16 protein-coding genes are annotated in these 20,404 nt (G+C 71.4%); 11 read left to right on the top strand and 5 right to left on the bottom strand.

Annotated features, from left to right (window positions below; translation table 11 throughout):
- Window positions 1–153 precede the first annotated feature (153 nt).
- A complete protein-coding gene (locus AB0D74_RS11150) occupies window positions 154–1,842 on the top strand; it encodes a sigma-70 family RNA polymerase sigma factor (protein WP_362583294.1) in 1,689 nt (562 codons plus the stop codon).
- Here AB0D74_RS11150 and AB0D74_RS11145 read toward each other — a convergent pair.
- Together AB0D74_RS11145 and AB0D74_RS11140 are read right to left on the bottom strand one after the other, a co-directional pair.
- The gene (locus tag AB0D74_RS11145) at window positions 1,824–2,519 is read right to left on the bottom strand and encodes a glycerophosphodiester phosphodiesterase (protein ID WP_362583291.1); all 696 of its coding nucleotides are present in this window, start codon (window positions 2,517–2,519) and stop codon (window positions 1,824–1,826) included. The genes AB0D74_RS11150 and AB0D74_RS11145 overlap by 19 nt on opposite strands.
- 104 nt (window positions 2,520–2,623) lie before the next feature.
- Window positions 2,624–3,820 (bottom strand): adenosine deaminase, encoded by a 1,197-nt coding sequence (locus tag AB0D74_RS11140; RefSeq protein WP_362583289.1) that lies wholly within the window; start codon window positions 3,818–3,820, stop codon window positions 2,624–2,626.
- Window positions 3,821–3,857: 37 nt separating this feature from the next.
- Between AB0D74_RS11140 and AB0D74_RS11135 the strand changes: the two genes are divergently transcribed.
- Window positions 3,858–4,622: a DUF4190 domain-containing protein gene (locus AB0D74_RS11135; protein WP_362583286.1), complete on the top strand. Its 765-nt coding sequence runs from the start codon at window positions 3,858–3,860 to the stop codon at window positions 4,620–4,622.
- 224 nt (window positions 4,623–4,846) lie between these two features.
- Here AB0D74_RS11135 and AB0D74_RS11130 read toward each other — a convergent pair whose 3' ends face one another.
- Complete coding sequence (locus AB0D74_RS11130; protein WP_362583283.1) at window positions 4,847–5,458, bottom strand: NADAR family protein; 612 nt, start codon at window positions 5,456–5,458, stop codon at window positions 4,847–4,849.
- A 209-nt stretch (window positions 5,459–5,667) separates the two neighbouring features.
- Between AB0D74_RS11130 and AB0D74_RS11125 the strand changes: the two genes are divergently transcribed.
- From AB0D74_RS11125 to AB0D74_RS11090, 8 genes are all read left to right on the top strand, one after another.
- Complete coding sequence (locus AB0D74_RS11125; protein ID WP_362583279.1) at window positions 5,668–7,203, top strand: gamma-aminobutyraldehyde dehydrogenase; 1,536 nt, start codon at window positions 5,668–5,670, stop codon at window positions 7,201–7,203.
- A gap of 54 nt (window positions 7,204–7,257) precedes the next feature.
- On the top strand, window positions 7,258–8,493 hold the full coding sequence (locus tag AB0D74_RS11120) for a spermidine/putrescine ABC transporter substrate-binding protein (protein ID WP_362583276.1): 1,236 nt from the start codon (window positions 7,258–7,260) through the stop codon (window positions 8,491–8,493).
- Between the two features lie 7 nt (window positions 8,494–8,500).
- Entirely contained in the window at window positions 8,501–9,646 is a 1,146-nt protein-coding gene (locus tag AB0D74_RS11115) for an ABC transporter ATP-binding protein (protein ID WP_362583273.1), read from the top strand.
- The gene (locus AB0D74_RS11110) at window positions 9,646–10,572 is read left to right on the top strand and encodes an ABC transporter permease (protein ID WP_362583270.1); all 927 of its coding nucleotides are present in this window, start codon (window positions 9,646–9,648) and stop codon (window positions 10,570–10,572) included. The genes AB0D74_RS11115 and AB0D74_RS11110 overlap by 1 nt, the downstream gene beginning before the upstream one ends.
- Window positions 10,573–11,373, top strand: a complete 801-nt coding sequence (locus AB0D74_RS11105; protein WP_362583267.1) for an ABC transporter permease — start codon at window positions 10,573–10,575, stop codon at window positions 11,371–11,373.
- Between the two features lie 32 nt (window positions 11,374–11,405).
- Window positions 11,406–12,833, top strand: a complete 1,428-nt coding sequence (locus AB0D74_RS11100; protein WP_362583264.1) for an FAD-dependent oxidoreductase — start codon at window positions 11,406–11,408, stop codon at window positions 12,831–12,833.
- A 127-nt stretch (window positions 12,834–12,960) separates the two neighbouring features.
- Entirely contained in the window at window positions 12,961–13,407 is a 447-nt protein-coding gene (locus AB0D74_RS11095; RefSeq protein WP_362583261.1) for a hypothetical protein, read from the top strand.
- 245 nt (window positions 13,408–13,652) lie between these two features.
- Window positions 13,653–15,428 carry a glycoside hydrolase family 18 protein gene (locus tag AB0D74_RS11090; RefSeq protein WP_362583258.1) on the top strand — a complete coding sequence of 592 codons (1,776 nt, stop codon included), beginning with the start codon at window positions 13,653–13,655 and terminating at the stop codon, window positions 15,426–15,428.
- On the opposite strand, the gene AB0D74_RS11085 is transcribed toward AB0D74_RS11090, so the two are convergent.
- Window positions 15,367–16,254, bottom strand: a complete 888-nt coding sequence (locus tag AB0D74_RS11085; RefSeq protein WP_362583255.1) for a phosphatase PAP2 family protein — start codon at window positions 16,252–16,254, stop codon at window positions 15,367–15,369. The two genes, AB0D74_RS11090 and AB0D74_RS11085, sit on opposite strands and share 62 nt — an antisense overlap.
- Window positions 16,255–16,446: 192 nt before the next feature.
- Window positions 16,447–17,781, bottom strand: a complete 1,335-nt coding sequence (gabT, locus tag AB0D74_RS11080) for a 4-aminobutyrate--2-oxoglutarate transaminase (RefSeq protein ID WP_362583252.1) — start codon at window positions 17,779–17,781, stop codon at window positions 16,447–16,449.
- Window positions 17,782–18,086: 305 nt separating this feature from the next.
- Between gabT and AB0D74_RS11075 the strand changes: the two genes are divergently transcribed.
- Window positions 18,087–20,261 (top strand): ATP-binding protein, encoded by a 2,175-nt coding sequence (locus tag AB0D74_RS11075; protein ID WP_362583249.1) that lies wholly within the window; start codon window positions 18,087–18,089, stop codon window positions 20,259–20,261.
- The last annotated feature ends 143 nt before the right edge of the window (window positions 20,262–20,404 follow it).

Raw genomic sequence — 20,404 nt, 5'->3', positions numbered from 1 at the left:
AGGGACTGGTACCGGGGTACCAGCGCGGTGTCCTCACTGCGGCGGACGGCTCACCGGGCGCGAAAAAGTGTTATCGCGGAACCCCGTGCTCCGTCTCCGCACTGTGATCCCCGACATTGCGAAGGCCACCGCTCCGGCTGAGAGGGTGCGGTTATGAGGACGGACGTGCCGGGGTCGCGGCAGTGGCGGGCCACGGTCGCCGCCGCGCAGGGCGGCGACCGGCGGGCGCTGGACGAACTGGTCGAGGGCTGGCTGCCGTTGGTCTACAACGTGGTCGGCCGTGCGCTCAACGGCCACGCCGACGTCGACGACGTCGTCCAGGAGACCATGCTGCGCGCCGTCGACAACCTCGGCACCCTGCGCGACCCGGACAGCTTCCGGTCCTGGCTGGTCGCCATCGCCATGCGGCAGATCCGGGACCGGGCGCGCCGCCGGCAGGACCGGAAACTGGACGAGGCGGTCCCGGACGGTGCCGCCGACTTCGCCGAACTCACCGTGCTGCGACTCCAGTTGGCGGGTCAGCGGCGGGAGGTCGCGGAGGCCGTGCGCTGGCTGGACGCCGAGGACCGGCAACTGGTGTCGCTGTGGTGGCTGGAGGTCTCCGGCGAACTCACCCGGCGCGAACTGGCGGCGGCCGTCGGCATCAGCCGGCAGCACGCCGCCGTCCGCGTCCAGCGGATGAAGGAGCGGCTGGAGACCTCCCGGGGCATCGTGCGCGCACTGGACGGGGCCTGCCCCGAACTGCGCGAGCTGACCGGCCGCTGGGACGGGCGGCCCGACTCCGTCTGGCGCAAGCGGCTGGCCCGGCACATCCGCGGCTGCGGCTACTGCGGCGACGCCCGCGACTCCGTCGTACCGGCGGAACGGCTGCTGGTCGGGATCGCCCTGGTCCCGGTGCCGGTCGGCTTCACGCTGTCCCTGGCCCTCGGCGGCAAGACGGCGGTGGCGGCTGCTTCGGCGACGTCCGCCGGGTGGTCGGCGAAGGTGCTGGGCGCGCTGACCAAGCCGGCCGTGGCGGTGACGGCGGGCGCCACGATCGTGGCGGGCGGCGCGTACGTCGCCGTACGGACGCCGCACGACCCGGCACCGCGGACGGCGGTGTCGCCGACGGCGGCGGTCACGCCCGCGGTACCGCGGGCGCCGGCGACCACTCCCGCGCCGTCCCCCTCCACCTCGCCGTCCCCGTCCCGGTCTCCGTCCCCGTCGGCTGCGGCGGTCTACGGCTCGGTCGTCGACGCGGTCGACACGGCGCCGGACCCGGACACCAGGCCGGGCGCGCTGCCGCACCGGCCGGAGGGCGGGATCACCAGCAGCGGCGGGGCGCACGCCGTGCTGAACCACCGCGGCGACAGCGTGACGCTCACCGGCCAGGGCTATGTGCTGGTCCGCTGGCAGATCTCGCCGCAGTACCGGGCCGGCAGCCTGGTCATGCCGTCCTGGACCGCGCTGAAGGGGAAGATCTTCCATGTGGCGTCCGGCGGCGGGCGGCGCATGGACGACCGCGTGAGTACGACGGACGCGTCCGCGACGGGGATGGGGAACTCGGCGGTGGGGTACGCGGTGCTGCCCGCCGGCGCCCAGCAGATGTGGCAGAACGAGTACTACTACGTGGACGGCAGCGTCACGTTCACGGTGAACGAACGCGGGGCCGACTACGGGGTGAGCGTCTTCCCGTCGACGTGGGACGCGGCCGAGAAGGACGTGCTGTACGGCCCCGCGGACGGGGCGATCCGGTACGGGCTGGTGCGGGACGACGGGAAGGATTCGGCGCCGGTGCCGCAGTACGTGACGCGGTCGGCGCCGGGCGATCCGGCGACGGTGCCTCAGAAGTCGGTCGTGTAGCCGCGCACGGCGTTGAGCACGTCCACCCTGTTCGTGGTGATCGAGTCGACGCCCGTGTCCAGCAGCCGGCGCATCGAGCGGCGGGTGTCCGGGGTCCAGCACGAGACCAGGCAACCGCTGCGGTGGACGTGTTCGGCCAGGGCGCGGTCGAGCAGGGTGAAGCGGTAGTTCAGGTAGCGGGGGCGGATCACGTCCAGCAGCGCGGGGCGGACCGGCGCCAGGGTCTTGCGGGTCAGAGCGATCTCGGCGGACGGGTCGGCCGCCCGGACCGCCAGCATCGCGACGGCGTCCCCGGTGTAGTAGACGCGGTCCGCCGCGCCGCACTCCCGGGCCACGCCCACGATCCTGGCCACCGCCCGCTCGCCCGGATCGCCGGGCAGGTCGAGCATCACCCGACCGCCCTCCGTCGCCGCCAGCGCCTGGGCCAGGGTCGGGACACCGCCCTCGGTGAGGCCCCACACCTCGTCCGCCGACAGGGCGCGCAGCGGGCGGTCGTGTCCCCACAGCCGCTTGAGCGTCGCGTCGTGCAGGAGAACGGGAACGCCGTCACGGGTGAGCCGTACGTCGGTCTCCACCGCGTCCGCGCCCCGGCGGAGCGCGGAACGCAGGGAGTCGAGCGTGTTCTCGCGGAAACGGTAGGGGTCGCCGCGATGGGCCACGGCGGTCACGGTCTGCATGAGCCCATGTTCTCAGGGCCCGGCAGCGGGTCGCCGGGGGCTCGGCGCGGGACCCGGCGCGGGACCCGGCGCGGGACGCGGAGCGGGGCTCGGCGCGGGACTCGTCAGGGGGCGAGCCACGCCTTCGTGAACGCGTCGATCTCGGCGGAGATCCTCGCCTTGCCGGTCACGTCCAGGAAGGACGCCTCCACGGCGTTCTTCGCGAGGTCCGCGAGGCCGCGCTCGTCGAGGTCGAGGAGGCGGGCGGCGACCGCGTACTCGTTGTTGAGGTCGGTGCCGAACATCGGCGGGTCGTCGGAGTTGACCGTGACCACGACACCGGCGGCCACGAACTCCTTGATCGGGTGCTCTTCGAGGGTACGGACCGCGCGGGTGGCGATGTTGGAGGTCGGGCACACCTCCAGCGCGATGCGGTGCTCGGCGAGATGGGCGAGGAGCTTCGGGTCCTGCGCGGAGCTGGTGCCGTGGCCGATGCGCTCGGCGCCCAGGTGGGTCAGCGCGTCCCAGACGGTGCCGGGTCCTGTGGTCTCGCCCGCGTGCGGGACGGAGCGCAGGCCGGCCGCGATCGCCCGGTCGAAGTACGGCTTGAACTGCGGCCGGGGCACGCCGATCTCGGGACCGCCGAGACCGAACGAGACCAGGCCCTCCGGGCGCAGCCGGTCGTCGGTCGCCAGCCGGACCGTCTCCTCGGCGGCCTCCAGGCCCGCCTCGCCCGGGATGTCGAAGCACCAGCGCAGCACCGTGCCGAACTCGGCCTCCGCCGCCTTCCGCGCGTCCTCGATCGCGTCCATGAAGGCCCGCGCGTCGATCCCGCGCCGGGTGGACGAGAACGGGGTGACCGTCAGCTCGGCGTAGCGCACCTGCTGGCGGGCCAGGTCGCGGGCCACCTCGTAGGTGAGCAGCCGCACGTCCTCGGGCGTGCGGATCAGGTCGACCACCGACAGGTAGACCTCGATGAAGTGCGCGAAGTCCGTGAACGTGAAGTAGTCGGCCAGGGCCTCGGGGTCGGTCGGGACCCTGGAGTCGGGGTGCCGGGCGGCCAGTTCCGACACGATGCGGGGGGAGGCGGAGCCGACGTGGTGGACGTGCAGTTCGGCCTTCGGCAGTCCGGCGACGAAGGCGTGCACGTCGCGCGGGGCGGCGGGGTCGGTGTGGCGGTCGGTCAAGGGTTCCTCCCCGGAACGGCGCGGGCCGCCTACGGCGGGGTACGGCCGTGGGGCCCTGCGCGGTGATCGGCTGATCGGTGACTCGGGCTCATGGTAGGCCGGGCCGGGATCCGGCGAGGGGGCGGGCCGTAGCATGACGGCGGCATGCGCGCAGGAGAGGGGACATCGCACGATGGCTGACGAGGTGCCGGAGGCTCCGAAGGTACGGCTGGACAAGGGGGAGGCCGCCGCCGGGGAGAGGACCGGGGCGGAGCCGCCGGTGGCAACGCCGTCGGTCCATGGGCAGACGGTCCATGAGCCGTCGGTCCACGAGCAGGGGACGGTCGCGGCGATACCCGGGCCGTCCGCGGCCCCGCCGCCCCAGGGCTGGGCCAACCCCTTCGCCGCGCCGTCCGACACGCCCCCGGCTCCGCCGGTGAACCCCTTCGCGGCGCCGGACCCCGCGGGACCGCCGCCCAATCCCTACGCCCCGCCTGCGGCGCAGCAGCCGCGGAGTGCGGCGGTGCCGCCTCCGCCGATCGCCCCGAACGGGCCGGGGCCGGTCCCGTACGGCTACCCCGGGGCGCCCGGTCCCGGCGGGCCGGTGCCGGTGCCGGGGTACGGCTATCCCGGGCAGCCGCTGCCGCCGTATCCGGCCGGGCCCGGGGGGTACGGCGGCTGGCCGGGGATGCAGCCGATGCCGAACAACGGGCTGGGGACGGCCGCCATGGTGACCGGGATCATCAGTGCGATCGGGTTCTGCCTGGCGCCGGTGGCGCTGGTGATGGGGGTGCTGGCGATCGTGTTCGGGTCGATCGGGCGGGGCCGGGTGAAGCGGGGTGAGGCGACGAACGGTGGGCAGGCGCTGGCCGGGATCATCTGCGGGTCGGCGGGGCTGGTGCTCGCCGGTGCGTTCATCACGCTGATCGTGGTGGCGGGGAGTCAGGGGAGCCAGTAGAGGCCGTCGCTCGGGCGCGGCTGCGTGCGGGCTGGCCGCGCAGTTCCCCGCGCCCCTTCAGGCAGGGCCGGTCCCGTCGGGGAGAAGTGCGGCGCTCCTTCAGGGACGGCTGGCTCGGTCGGGCAGAAGCGCCGGGCTCCTTTGGGTGGGGCTGGTTCGGTCGGGGGAAGTGCCGCGCCTCTGTAGGCAGGGCCGGTCCCGTCGGGCAGAAGTGCCGCGCACCTTCAGGTGGGGCCGGTCCCGTCGGATACCGGTGCTGCCCCTGGTTCGGCCTGCGCGGCGGCCGGGCGCAGCTGCTCTCGCGCCTGCATCAACGCGAAGCCCAGCAGGTTCAGCCCCCGCCATCGCCCCGGGTCCTCCGCCGCCGCGTCCGTCGCCGCGAGGCCGATGCCCCACACGCGGTCCACCGGGCTGGCCTCCACCAGGACGCGGTCGCCGGTGGACAGGAGGTAGTCGCGCAGGTCGGGTGTGGCGGCGAACTTGTGGACGCTTCCCTCCACCACGATGCCGGAGCGCTCCCGCGTCCATATGGACTCGTCGAAGCCCCGGACCAGTCGGCCCGCCTTCTTCGCCTCGGCGGGGTGCGCCGCGGCGAGGACCGCTCGCTCCGCCTCCGCGTCCCCGAAGAGCCGGGCCTTCCCTGCCATCATCCAGTGCTCGGCGGTCGCGTACTCGACACCGTCGACCACGAAGGGTGACGGCCACCACTGGCTCAGGCAGCTCGCCGAGACCTGCCCGTCCGGCCTCGGCCGGTGTCCCCAGAAGTGCAGGTACCTGATCCTGGCCCCCGCCTGGACCGCCCTGATCAGGGCCTCCACAGAATCGATCTTCGCCATGCACGCCAGTCTGGCAGCCACCACTGACACTCCGTCCCGCCTTTTCACTGCCGACTCGACACCTGGTCGACAGATTCCGTCGCGTAACCAAAAGGCAACAACGGAATCACTTGTTGGTCGCCCACTGCTCTGTCAGGATCGGCAGTCAAATCGAGCTGGAGCTACGCCACCCGCCTCTCTGGGCGGGGTGACGGCGGAGGAGAAGCGACATGGACAACCCGGGCACCGCCACCCCGGAGACCTTCCCCGCGCAGGAGCGGCTCGCGGGCGGCGCGCAGTACATCGCGGGCCGGTTCGCCAAGGGCACGTCAGGCCGTACGCACGCCGTCGTCGACCCGGCCACCGGCGCGGACGTGTACACGTACGAACTGGCCGGCACCGAGGACGTCGACCGGGCCGTGGCCGCCGCGAAGGCCGCCTTCCCCGGCTGGGCCGGGACCACGCCCGGCGACCGGTCGGACGCGCTGCACCGGTTCGCCGCCGTGCTCGCCGACCGCGCCGAGGAATTCGCCCGCGCCGAGTCCCTCCAGTGCGGCAAGCCGCTGAAGCTGACCCGTGAGTTCGACGTGCCGGGGACCGTCGACAACACCGCGTTCTTCGCCGGGGCCGCGCGACATCTGCAGGGGCAGGCGGCCGGTGAGTACTCCGGCGACCACACCTCGTACGTCCGCCGCGAGCCCATCGGTGTCGTCGGTTCCATCGCGCCCTGGAACTACCCGCTCCAGATGGCCGCCTGGAAGATCCTCCCGGCGATCGCCGCCGGCAACACGATCGTGCTGAAGCCGGCCGAGCTGACCCCGCTGACCTCGCTGCTCTTCGCGGAGGCCGCCACGCACGCCGGTATCCCGGACGGTGTGATCAACATCGTCACCGGGACGGGGCAGGTGGCCGGCGAGCACCTCGTCGGGCACCCCGACGTGGCCATGACCTCCTTCACCGGGTCCACCGGTGTCGGCAAGCGGGTCGCCGAGGTCGCCACCGCGACCGTGAAGCGGCTGCACCTGGAGCTCGGCGGCAAGGCGCCGTTCGTGGTCTTCGACGACGCGGATCTGGAGGCGGCCGTCAACGGGGCCGTCGCGGGTGCCCTCATCAACACCGGCCAGGACTGCACGGCGGCCACGCGCGCGTACGTGCAGCGACCGCTCTACGAGGCGTTCGTCGAGCGGACGGCCGCCCTGATGGAGACCGTGCGGCTGGGGGATCCGTTCGCGCCCGGCACCGATCTCGGGCCGCTGATCTCACACGCCCAGCGGGACCGGGTCGCCGGGTTCGTGGAGCGGGCGCGCGGCTACGCGCGCGTGGTGACCGGCGGGGAGGCCCCCGGAGGGGAGCTGAAGAGCGGCGCCTACTACCGGCCGACCCTGGTCGCCGACGCGCCGCAGGACAGCGAGATCGTCCAGTCCGAGATCTTCGGGCCGGTGCTGGTCGTTCTGCCGTTCGACAGTGATGATGAGGGGATCCGGCTGGCGAACGACACCCCGTACGGTCTGGCCGCCTCCGCGTGGACCGGCGGCGTCTACCGGGCGAACCGCGCGACGCGCGAGATCAAGGCGGGGTGCGTGTGGGTGAACGACCACATTCCGATCATCAGCGAGATGCCGCACGGCGGCTACAAGGCGTCCGGCTTCGGCAAGGACATGTCGGCGTACTCGTTCGAGGAGTACACCCAGGTCAAGCACGTAATGTTCGACAATACGGCGGTGGCTCGGAAGGACTGGCACCGCACGATCTTCGGGGACCGATAGTCACAGCTCCGGCCGTTCGGTGAACGGCCGTCTTCCCGAAAGGGCATCTAGCGCATGAGGCAGTACGAGCCCGACCGCCCTACCCCGGTCGAAGTGGCCGCCATGCGGCGCAGTCTCCGCACCGGCCGGGCCGCCCTGGCCCGCCGGTCGTTCCTGGGCGGCGCGCTCGCGGTGGGCGGCGTCGGGGCGCTGAGCGCCTGCGGTATCCCCGCGGCCGGCAAGTCCCAGGGCGGGGTCTCCGCCGACGACCACTCGGCCACGGAGAAGGTCGTGAACTTCTCCAACTGGCCCGAGTACATCGACGTCGACGACAGCGGGAAGACCCACCCCACGCTGGACGCGTTCCGCAAGCGGACCGGCATCACGGTGAAGTACACCGAGGACATCAACGACAACGACGAGTTCTTCGGCAAGGTCCAGCCGCAGCTCGCCGCCGGCCAGGACACCGGCCGGGACCTGATCGTCCTCACCGACTGGCTGGCCGCCCGCATGATCCGGCTCGGCTACGTCCAGAAGCTGGACGCGTCCAACCTGCCGCATGCCTTCGCCAACCTGTCGGACCAGTTCCGCAGTCCCGACTGGGACCCGGGCCGGGCCTACTCGTACGTGTGGCAGGGCATCTCCACGGTCGTCGCCTTCAACAAGAAGGCGCTGGACGGCGTCGAGGTGAAGTCGGTCTCCGACCTGCTCGACAACCCCGCGCTCAAGGGCCGGGTCGGCCTGCTGACCGAGATGCGCGACACCGTCGGCATGACCATGCTCGACATGGGCATCGACCCGGCGAAGTTCACCGACGACAACTACGACGCGGTGATCGCGCGCCTCCAGAAGGCCGTCGACAAGGGGCAGATCCGCCGCTTCACCGGCAACGACTACACCTCGGATCTCAGCAAGGGCGACCTCGCGGCCTGTGTCGCCTGGGGCGGCGACATCGTGCAGCTCCAGGCCGACAACCCGGACGTCTCCTACGTCATCCCGGACAGCGGCTACATGACGTCGACCGACAACCTGCTGATCCCGAACAAGGCGCGCCACAAGACGAACGCCGAACGGCTCATCGACTACTACTACGAGCCCGAACCGGCCGCCGAACTCTCCGCCTACGTCAACTACGTGAGCCCCGTCGCGGACGTGCAGCCGTACCTCGCCAAGATCGACAAGGGGGCGGCGAGCAACCCGCTGATCGTCCCCGACAAGGCCATGCAGGCCAAGTCCCACGCCTTCCGAGCCCTCAGCTCGAAGGAAGAGACGGCCTACCAGCAGAAGTTCGCGAAGCTCACAGGGGCGTGACGACACCATGACGACAGACAGCAGCGGCGACGTCCGCCTCACCGGCATCGGCAAGACCTACGACAACGGCTTCACCGCCGTACAGCCGATGGACCTGACCGTGCCGCAGGGCTCCTTCTTCGCCCTCCTCGGAGCCTCCGGGTGCGGCAAGACCACCACCCTGCGCATGATCGCGGGCCTGGAGGAGCCGACCACCGGCACCGTGCACCTCGGCGACCAGGACGTCACCCACCTGCCGCCGTACAAGAGGCCGGTGAACACGGTCTTCCAGTCGTACGCCCTCTTCCCGCACCTCGACATCTTCGAGAACGTCGCCTTCGGCCTGCGCCGGCGCGGCATCAAGAGCGTGAAGAAGCAGGTCGAGGACATGCTGGAGCTGGTCCAGCTCGGCGAGCAGGCGCGCAAGAAGCCGCACCAGCTCTCCGGCGGCCAGCAGCAGCGCGTCGCGGTGGCCCGCGCACTCATCAACCACCCCAAGGTGCTCCTGCTCGACGAGCCGCTCGGCGCCCTCGACCTCAAGCTGCGCCGCCAGATGCAGCTGGAGCTCAAGCGGATCCAGACCGAGGTCGGCATCACCTTCGTGCACGTCACGCACGACCAGGAGGAGGCCATGACCATGGCCGACACGGTCGCCGTGATGAACGCGGGCCGTGTCGAGCAGCTCGGCTCGCCCGCCGACCTCTACGAGAACCCGAACACGACGTTCGTGGCGAACTTCCTCGGCACCTCGAACCTGATCGAGGCCGAGGTCGACACGAAGAACGGGGACGACATCGTCCTCAAGGCCGGTGGCGGGAAGCTGGTGCTGCCCGAGGCGCGATGTTCGGCGCCGACCACGACCGGCGGCAAGGTGCTGGTCGGGGTCCGGCCCGAGAAGATCTCCCTCACCCACGCCGACGACGCGGGCTCCATCCCCGAGGGCCGCAACCGCATCACCGGCAAGGTCGCCGACGCCAGTTTCATCGGCGTCTCCACGCAGTACGTCATCGACAGCGCGGTCTGCCCCGAGTTCGCGGTGTACGTGCAGAACGTCGAGCGCGACGGACGGCTCGTCCCCGGCGCCGACGTCGTCCTGCACTGGAGCCCGGCGCACACCTTCGGCCTCGACGCCGCCCAGGACATCGACGCCGGCACCGAGGAGGAGGCGGCCTGATGGCCACGCTGACGGAAGCGCCGCCGCCGCTGGCGCCGGCCCCCGAGAAGAAGCCCCCGCGCAGGCGCGGCCGGTTCACCCCCTACTGGCTGCTGCTCCCCGGCATCCTCTGGCTGGTCGTCTTCTTCGCCCTGCCGATGATCTACCAGGGGTCCACGTCGATCCAGACGGGCTCCCTGGAAGAGGGCTACAAGGTCACCTGGCACTTCGCGACCTACTGGGACGCGCTCAGCGAGTACTGGCCGCAGTTCCTCAGGTCCGTCTTCTACGCCGCCGCGGCCACGGTCCTGTGCCTGCTGCTCGGCTACCCGCTGGCCTACCTGATCGCCTTCCGCGCGGGCCGCTGGCGGAACCTGATCATGATCCTGGTGATCGCGCCGTTCTTCACCAGCTTCCTGATCCGCACCCTGGCCTGGAAGACGATCCTCGCCGACAACGGCCCGGTCGTGCACGTCCTGAACTCGCTGCACATCCTGAGCGTCACCGACTTCCTCGGCTGGACGGCCGGCGACCGCGTCCTCGCCACCCCGCTCGCGGTGGTGTGCGGTCTGACGTACAACTTCCTGCCGTTCATGATCCTGCCGCTCTACACCTCGCTGGAGCGCATCGACGGACGTCTCCACGAGGCGGCGGGCGACCTGTACGCCAAGCCGTGGACGACGTTCCGGAAGGTCACCTTCCCGCTGTCGATGCCGGGCGTGGTCTCCGGCACGCTGCTGACCTTCATCCCGGCGGCCGGTGACTACGTCAACGCCGAACTCCTCGGCTCGACCGACACCCGCATGATCGGAAACGTGATCCAGACGCAGTTCCTGCGGATCCTCGACTATCCGACGGCCGCCGCACTCTCCTTCATCCTCATGGCCGCGATCCTCGCCATGGTCACGATCTACATTCGCCGGTCCGGGACGGAGGATCTGGTCTAAATGCCCGTCGTCAACTGGCTCAAGAAGCGTCTCGTCGTCATCGCGGGACTGCTGACCCTCGGATATCTGCTGCTGCCGAACGTCATCGTCACGGTGTTCTCCTTCAACAAACCGAAGGGGCGTTTCAACTACGAATGGCAGCAGTTCTCGCTGGACGCCTGGAAGCAGCCGTGCGGGGTCGCCGACATGTGCGGCTCGCTCTCCATCAGCCTCCGGATCGCCGCCCTGGCGACGATCGGCGCCACCGTCCTCGGCACGATGATCGCCTTCGCGCTGGTCCGCTACCGCTTCCGCGCCCGCGGCGCCGTGAACTCGCTGATCTTCCTGCCGATGGCGATGCCCGAGGTCGTCATGGCCGCCTCGCTGCTCACCCTGTTCCTGAACATGGGCGCCCAGCTGGGCTTCTACACCATCCTGATCGCCCACATCATGTTCTGCCTCAGCTTCGTCGTCACCGCGGTCAAGGCCCGCGTGATGTCGATGGACCCGCGCCTTGAGGAGGCGGCCCGGGACCTCTACGCCGGACCGGTGCAGACGTTCGTCAGGGTCACCCTCCCCATCGCGGCCCCCGGAATCGCGGCGGGCGCGCTGCTGTCCTTCGCGCTCTCCTTCGACGATTTCATCATCACCAATTTCAACGCGGGCTCCACCGTCACCTTCCCCATGTTCGTCTGGGGTTCGGCACAGCGCGGCACGCCCGTACAGATCAATGTCATCGGTACGGCCATGTTCCTGGTCGCCGTACTGTTCGTCCTGGCCTCCATGCTCGTCAACAACCGCCGCAACCGGCAAAAGGCATAACCCCTAACTGACTCTGTAGGGAGTTGAAAATCATGGCCCCAAGCGCCATGAGCCGTCAGGCAAATTGGACCAAGTCTCTTTCCGAAGCACAGCCGGTCCCGTACTGGCTGGAAGACCCCGGCAAGCCCCACCCCGAGCCCGCGCTGACCGGCGCCGACACCTGCGACCTGCTGGTCGTCGGCGGCGGCTACAGCGGACTGTGGACCGCGCTCAACGCCAAGGAGCGCGACCCCGGGCGCGAGGTCGTCCTGCTGGAAGGCCACGAGGTGGGCTGGGCCGCCTCGGGCCGCAACGGCGGCTTCTGCGCCGCCTCCCTCACTCACGGACTCGCCAACGGGCTCGCCCGCTGGCCCGACGAGATCCACGAACTGCAGGAGCTGGGCCGGCGCAACCTCGACGAGATCGAGGCCGCCGTGGCCCGGCACGGCATCGACTGCGAGTTCGAACGCACCGGCGAGATCGACGTCGCCACCGAGACCTACCAGGCCTGGGAACTGCGCGACTGGCACCGGCAACTGGAGGAGAAGGGCCTCGCGGACGGCATCGAGTTCCTCGACGCCGACGCGGTCCGCGAGCAGGTCGCCTCGCCCACCTTCGAGGCGGGCCTGTACGACCGGCGCGGCGTGGCCATGCTGCATCCGGCGAAGCTCGCCTGGGGCCTCAAGCAGGCCTGCCTCGCGCTCGGCGTCCGGGTGTACGAGCACACGCCCGCCCTCGCCCTGAAGGCCTACGGCGCCGGCATGGCCGTACGCACCCCGTACGGCTCGGTCCGCGCGCGGCAGGTCGCGCTCGCCACCAACATCTTCCCGAACCTGGTCAAGCGGGTCCGCGCCTACACCGTCCCGGTCTACGACTACGCCCTGATGACCGAACCGCTCACCGCCGAGCAGCTCGGCGCGATCGGCTGGAAGAACCGGCAGGGCCTCGGCGACTCCGCCAACCAGTTCCACTACTTCCGCCTCTCGGCGGACAACCGCATCCTGTGGGGCGGCTACGACGCCATCCACCACTACGGCGGCCGGGTGCGCCGGGAGTACGACGACCGTCCGGAGACCTACGCCAAGCTCGCCGGGCACTTCTTCACCTGCTTCCCGCAGCTGGAGGGCGTCCGCTTCAGCCACGCCTGGGGCGGCGCGATCGACACCTGCTCCCGCTTCTCGGCGTTCTTCGGCACCGCGCACCAGGGGCGGGTCGCGTACGCGGCCGGGTACACCGGCCTCGGTGTCGGCGCGACCCGGTTCGGCGCCGACGTGATGCTGGACCTGCTGGCCGGGGAGGAGACCGAGCGCACCCGGCTTGAGATGGTCCGCAAGAAGCCGCTGCCGTTCCCGCCCGAGCCGTTCGCCTGGACGGGCATCGCCCTCACCAAGTGGTCGCTGGCCCGCGCCGACGCCCACGGCGGCCGTCGCAACCTGTGGCTGCGGGCGATGGACCGGATGGGGCTGGGCTTCGACAGCTGAACCGGTTCGACATGTGATCCACCTCACTTGAATACGGTGCCGAAACCCGCGTAATGCCCCTGGAAGACCTCCCTCTCTCCCCGTGACGCGACGCCCGCGTCGACGAGCGAGATGGGGAGGTCTTCTGATGGCTGGGGCGAAGACTGCGGTCGAGTGGCTGGCATCCGTCGCACCGGATCCCGAGGCCTGCCGCTGGGAATGGGAGCGCAACCCGCTAGGGGTCGCGCTGCTGCCCGCCGGCAGGGCCTGGGACGTGCTGATCCTGCCGGGCGGGCTCGGCTATCCGACCCTCGACGTGCTCACCCGCGTCCTCGACCAGCCGGGGCCCGTCCTGGCCGACTTCGGGGACAACCGGGTGGGCTTCTTCGTGCCGCCCGGCACGGCGGCCCGCTGGCTCGGCACCGGGATCCGCACGGCGGGTGCCGGCACCTGGATCGTCGTGCCGTATCCCGGCCGGGCGACCCAGGGGGTGCGGTGGCTGGTGGTGCCGGACGGGTCGGGGACGCTGACGGATCCGGCGTTGCTGGAGCTGGCGATGCACGAGGCTGCCGCCGGCCTGGCCGACGGTGACTAGGCGCCGTGCCGGGTGCCGGGTGCCGGGTGCCGGGTGGCCGGTTGGCGGTCGGCCGCGGGTGCGGGTGCGTGGGGGTTGTTCGCGCAGTTCCCCGCGCCCCTTTCGGGGCGCTGTCCTGCGGGCGCCTGTGAAGGGCCGCAGCTCTTGACAGGCTGATTGGTCTGGACCAAGTTGAGTGCGCACCCTCACCTCCAAATCCCCCATCCCCGGAGGCTCTTGTGGTTCGCGCGAGACCTGTCCTGACCATGCTCACGGCCGCGTTGCTGGCCGTGCCCGGTATCACCGCGCTCTCGTCGGCCGCCCGTGCGGCCGACGCGGACCTCGCCGTCAACGGCGGGTTCGAGTCCGGGCTGTCCGGCTGGAGTTGTACGGCGGGCAGCGGTACGACCGTCGGTTCCCCTGTGCGCAGTGGGAGTTCGGCGTTGCAGGCCACCCCGGCCGGCAGCGACAACGCCCAGTGCGCGCAGACGGTGACGGTCAAGCCCGGTTCGCAGTACACCCTGTCCGGTTACGTCCGCGGCTCCTACGTCTACCTCGGCGCGAGCGGCACCGGCACCACCGACGTCTCCACCTGGACCCAGTCCGCCCCCGACTGGCAGAAGCTCACGACCACCTTCACCACCGGCGCCTCGACCACCAAGGTCACCCTCTACACCCACGGCTGGTACGGCACCGGCGCCTACTACGCGGACGACGTGTCGCTGGTCGGGCCGGGTGCCTCCGCGGGCCAGCCGCCGGCCGCGCCCACCGGTCTCACCGCCGGCACGACCACGTCCTCCAGCGTGGCCCTGTCCTGGGCCGCGGTGACCGGCGCGACGAGCTACGCGGTCTACCGGGACGGGACCAAGGTCCAGACGGCGACCGGGACGTCGGCGACCGTGAGCGGGCTCAACCCGTCGACGGCGTACAGCTTCCAGGTCGCCGCCGTGAACGACGCGGGCGAGTCCGCGAAGTCGGCCGCGGTGACGGCGACCACGACCGCCGGTTCCTCCGGCGGCTCAGGCGACCTGCCCACGCACGCCCTGGTCGGCTACCTCCACTCCTCCTTCGCCAACGGCTCCGGGTACACCCGGGTCGCCGACGTCCCCGACAGCTGGGACGTCATCGACCTGGCCTTCGGCGAGCCGACCTCGGCCACCTCCGGGGACATCCGCTTCAACCGCTGCCCGGTCGCCGAGTGCCCGAACGTGGAGAGCGACGCCGACTTCAAGGCGGCGATCAAGGCCAAGCAGGCGGCCGGAAAGAAGGTGCTGATATCGATCGGCGGCGCCAACGGCCAGGTCCAGCTGACCACCACCGCCGCGCGGGACACCTTCGTCTCCTCCGTCTCGAACATCATCGACACCTACGGCCTGGACGGCCTGGACATCGACTTCGAGGGCCACTCGCTCTCCCTGGACGCGAGCGACACGGACTTCAAGAACCCGACCACCCCGGTGGTCGTGAACCTGATCTCGGCCCTGAAGACCCTGAAGGCGAAGTACGGGGCGAAGTTCGTGCTGTCCATGGCCCCGGAGACCTTCTTCGTGCAGATGGGCTACCAGTACTACGGCACCGGCAAGTGGGGCGGCCAGGACCCGCGCTGCGGGGCGTACCTCCCCGTCATCTACGCCCTCCGCGACGCCCTGACCCTGCTGCACGTCCAGGACTACAACTCGGGCCCGATCATGGGCCTCGACAACCAGTACCACTCCATGGGCGGCGCCGACTTCCACATCGCCATGACCGACATGCTGCTCACCGGCTTCCCGGTGGCCGGCGACGCGGGCAACGTCTTCCCGCCGCTGCGCCCCGACCAGATCGCGATCGGCATGCCGGCGTCGGTCAACGCGGGCAACGGCTACGTGGCGCCCTCCGAGGTCACCAAGACCCTGGACTGCCTGACGAAGAAGACCAACTGCGGCTCGTACACCACCCACGGCACCTGGCCGGCCCTGCGCGGCCTGATGACCTGGTCGGTCAACTGGGACCGGTTCTCGAACTGGGAGTTCCAGAAGAACTTCGACGCGTACTTCGGCTGAGCAGCAGCCGTAGCGACGTCAGCAGGACGGTGGCCAGGCACCAGCTGGCCACCACGTCCAGCGGCCAGTGGTAGCCGCGGCGGACCAGGCCGTAGGAGACGGCGAGGACGAGCGCCGCGCAGACGGCGACCGCGGTGCGGCGGGCGGCGGCCGAGGTGAGCCAGGGAAGGAGGAGCAGGGTCGCGGAGCCGTACGCGATCGCCGCCGTCGCCGTGTGGCCGGAGGGGAAGTAGCCGACCGCCGGGGGCACCACGGGGGTCCCCGGACGGGCGGTCCAGTCCTTGAGCGGGATGACGACCGCCGGGACGAGCGCCATCAGGACGGCGGCGGCCGTGGGCGGCAGCCACCACCGGTCTGTACCAGTGGCACGGCCGCGCCGGGCGACGTACGCGATGACGAGGACCAGGACCGGGACCGCGACCGGTGCGTTCCCGAGGTCCGAGAGGAGTTCGGAGAACCGGTCCGGACGGACGAGTGCGCTGCTCAGGCGGCTGTCCAGGCGGAGCAGGGGGCCGTGGGCCACGACCTGCCAGGTGATCAGCGCGAAGAGGAGGGCCGGAAGGCCCAGCAGTCCCAGGAGTCCCGCGAGGGGAAAACGGAGGAAGGAGGTCGGCCGCCCCGGAACAGGGGGGGTGGTTCCGAGGCGGCCGTCCGGATCGGAATGTCGCGCGCCCCGGGGGGTTTGGGGCGAGCGACCGTCCGATCGGTGAGGAGATCCGGAGCCGGAGGCGCCGGTTGTGTGCGCGAGGGCACGACCAGGTCGAAGCTGGGGAGGCCCCGGCCTGAAATCACCCACAGTCCCCTGTGGGCGGGGTGTATCTCTCATCTGGGTAGAACCTACGGCAGGGTCCGGTGCGACGACAGGCGGAATCGCGTCCCGTCATGCACCTCGCACACCTTCTTCACACGGCCCGACGGGGGCCGCCCCAGCCCCTCACATCACGCCGGACGGGAGGGGTGGGGCGGTGGTGACACACGGGTTCGAGCCGCTTTGTGCGGACTTGGCGAACCCTGTGGCTCAGATCCGAGCGAAGGCCTGCTCGATGATGTCGAGGCCCTCGTTGAGGAGGTCGTCGCCGATGACGAGCGGGGGCAGGAAACGCAGCACGTTGCCATAGGTGCCACAGGTCAGGACCAGCAGTCCCTCCTGGTGGCAGGCCTTGGCGAGGGCCGCGGTGGCCTCCGGGTTCGGCTCCTTGGTGGCGCGGTCCTTGACCAGCTCGATGGCGATCATCGCGCCCCGCCCGCGGACGTCGCCGATGACGTCGAACTTCTCGGCCATGGCGGCGAGCCGCGGCTTCATGATCGACTCGATGTTCTTCGCCCTGGCGTTGAGGTCGAGCTCCTTCATGGTCTCGATGGCCCCGAGCGCACCGGCGCAGGCGACCGGGTTGCCGCCGTAGGTGCCGCCGAGCCCGCCGGCGTGCGCGGCGTCCATGATCTCGGCGCGGCCGGTCACGGCGGCCAGCGGCAGACCACCGGCGATGCCCTTGGCCGTGGTGATCAGGTCCGGGACGATGCCCTCGTCCTCGCAGGCGAACCACTGACCGGTACGGCAGAACCCGGACTGGATCTCGTCCGCGACGAACACGATGCCGTTGTCCGCGGCGAACTGGCTGATCGCCGGCAGGAAGCCCTTCGCCGGCTCGATGAAGCCGCCCTCGCCGAGCACGGGCTCGATGATGATCGCGGCGACGTTGTCGGCGCCGATCTGCTTGCTGATCTGGTCGATGGCCTGCTTGGCGGCCTCCGGACCGGCGTTCTCCGGCCCGGTCGGCCAGCGGTAGGCGTAGGCGACCGGGACCCGGTACACCTCGGGCGCGAACGGCCCGAAGCCGTTCTTGTACGGCATGTTCTTCGAGGTCAGCGCCATCGTGAGGTTGGTCCGGCCGTGGTAGCCGTGGTCGAAGACGACGACGGCCTGGCGCTTGGTGTACGCACGCGCGATCTTCACGGCGTTCTCGACGGCCTCGGCGCCGGAGTTGAACAGCGCCGACTTCTTGGCGTGGTCACCCGGGGTGAGCTCCGCGAGGGCCTCGGCGACCTCCACGTAGCCCTCGTACGGGGTGACCATGAAACAGGTGTGGGTGAAATCGGCCAGCTGGGCGCTCGCCCGGCGTACGACGGCCTCGGCGGAGGCGCCGACGGAGGTCACGGCGATGCCGGAACCGAAGTCGATGAGGCGGTTGCCGTCGACGTCCTCGATGATCCCGCCGCCCGCGCGCGCGGTGAAGACGGGCAGCACCGAACCCACACCCTGCGCCACCGCGGCGAGACGGCGGGACTGCAGCTCCTGCGACTTCGGGCCGGGTATGGCGGTGACGACGCGACGCTCCTGCGGAAGTGCGGTCATGGGGGCTCCCTGATGAGTGGTGCGAACCGATGCGTGCCGGGCGCGTCCCGTCCGGTTGCTCCGGTGGTGCGTTTTCGGACGCTTTCCTTCTTTCTTCGCAGGCTAGAGCCGGGTGCGGGAGGTGGGCATGCTCCATGTGGGCGTTGTCGGAGAGTGACGTTGTCCGCGATGGACATAGTGCGGCCGGGGGAGCGGTGTCCGGCCGGACGGCTCCTCGGCCGCGTAAGCGGTGAACTCCCCTTGCGAGGGCGTTAGATTGGCCGCTGACGGTGGACGGAAGAACGGCTGGTCAGGGAGCGAGAGCGATGGACAGCGACGGGACGCGGGACACGCGGCGTACGCATGCGAATCCTGTACCGCGTCCGGCGGGACCACAGGACGCGGACGCGGCGCCGGTCGAGGCGTCGGCGGTACCGCCACGGCCGACGGCACCGCCGACGGTCCCGCCGCTGCCGGACGGGTCCGCCTTCCTGACCTGGCTGCGGGCGCCCAGGCCCGAGGCGGCACCGGGGGTGTGGCGGTTCGGGTACCGGCCCCGCGCGGCGGAGGAGCCCGAGGAACTGCCCACCCGGCAACTGCTCAGCGGCGCCCTGATCGCCTTCCTGGTGGGGTGGCTGGTCTGGTCCCTGCTGACGCACGGGTACCTGGGGGCGTGGTGGGGCCTGCCGCTCCAGCTGTTCCTTCCCGACTCGTGGCAGGGCGCGAACGCCACGATCCCGGCGACCGCGACCCGTTTCATCTACGAGGGTTACACGTACCTGGTCGCCCTCACCATCATGCTCGTGGTGGGCAGACTCGGCCGCTGGGGCGAGGTGTGGAGGCGGTTCGTGGCGCCCCGGTTCAGGGCCGCGGCGACCGCGGGGTCCCGCCAGGAACCTCCGGCGCCCTCGGCGGACCCCGCCCAGTGGCCGCACCTGCGGGCCGCCGGGGCCGACGCCGCCGCCGACCGGCTCGCCGGGGAGGCGCGCAGCGGGCTGATGCGGGACGTGGACCACGCCCGGATCGCCCGCGCCTGGCAGGGCGTACGCAGCGGCCGGCACACCATGGCCGGGTTCACCGCCGCGGTGGTCAAGGACGGAGCCGCCGCCTGCCTGCACCCCTCCGGCGAACGCGACCTGCCCGCCCGGCACGCCCGCCACGACCTGGTCACCGGCCAGGTCCGGCTCGGCACCACGGCCGACGACCCCCGCAACCCCTACCGGTACCGGGGCACCGGCCTCGCCCTCGGCCCCGAACTGCTCGGCACCTCGCTGCTCGCCGTCGGCCCGGCCGGCTCCGGCAAGACCGGCGGCCTGGTCCGCCCGCTCGCCGAGTCGCTCTGCCTGCACGCGCTCGCCGGCCGCGCCTCCGTGGTCGTCGTCGGCGCGGCCGGCGCCGGCCTCGGACCCGCCGACGCCTACGACGTCGTCGTCCGCATCGCCCACCCCGAGTCCGTCTACGACCTCGACCTGTACGGCGGCACCACCGACCCCGACGAAGCCGCCGCCATACTCGCCGAGGCCCTCGTCGGCGACCTCGCCGACCCGCACCCCGGCAGCGACAGCCGCCGCTCCACCACCGTCCTCGCCCAGCTGCTCGGCCCGTTCCGGGCGGTCCACGGCCGCTTCCCCTCCGTCCCCGAACTCCGCCAGCTCCTCGACGGCGCCCCGGGCCCGCTCGCCGCGCTCCGCAAGGGGCTGACGACCACCGGCCACGAGTCGCTGCTGCGCGAACTGGACGCGCGGGAACGCCAGATGGGCCACCCCGGGGACGTCGGCGCGGTCCTCGCCGACCGCATCGCGCTCCTCGACCGCCCGGCCTTCGCCGGCTTCTTCGACACCTCCGGCCAGTCCCGGCCCTTCTCCCTCAAGGCCCTCGACCATCCGGTCCGGGTCCGCATCGACCTGCCCGAGCGCGGCCACGCGGACGCCTCCCGCATCCTGGCCCGCCTGGTCCTCGCCCAGTTCACGGCGAGCGTCGCGGTACGGGACGACCGCTCGCTCTTCTCCTGCCTGCTCCTCGACGACGCGACCGGCGTGGTGACCCCGGAGGCGGTCCGCGCCGTCCAGCGGCTGCGCTCGGCCAACGCGGGCGTGGTGCTGACCCTGCGCACCCTGGACGACGTACCCCGCCCGCTCCGCGGCCCGCTGCTCGGCGCCGCCGGCTGCAGGATGGCCTTCGCCGGACTCACCCCCTGGGACGGGCAGGACTTCGCCGAGGTCTGGGGCAAGGAGTGGACCGAGGCCCGGGACGTCACCGACCGCCAGATCATCGCGGAGACCCCGGCGGGCAAGGCGCTGCACGTCGTACGCCGGGTGATCACCGGCAAGGCGGCCACCGCGCGGGCGGTCACCGTCCGGCAGGTGGAACGCGAACGCTGGTCGGCCTCGGAACTGGCCCACGGCCTGCCGCCGGGCCACGCGGTCCTCTCCCTGACCACGGTCAAGGGCGAGCACGCGCCCCCGCTGCTGGTCGACCTGAGGGCCGGCGGCCGGGTCTGAACACCGGGGCACGCGGGACCGTACAGTGAGGCAGAATCGAGAGAGGCCGTTCATACGGGACGGCCAAAGACCACTGCCCTCGCTCACGGCGCCCACGAAGCTCACGAAACTCGGGGCGCTCACGACCGAAGAGAAGACCTGAC

It is taken from the genome of Streptomyces sp. NPDC048278, assembly GCF_040652195.1.
GTDB lineage: Bacteria > Actinomycetota > Actinomycetes > Streptomycetales > Streptomycetaceae > Streptomyces.
The sequence above is the reverse complement of the archived record's forward strand: the minus strand, read 5'-3'. Positions and strand labels throughout refer to the sequence as shown.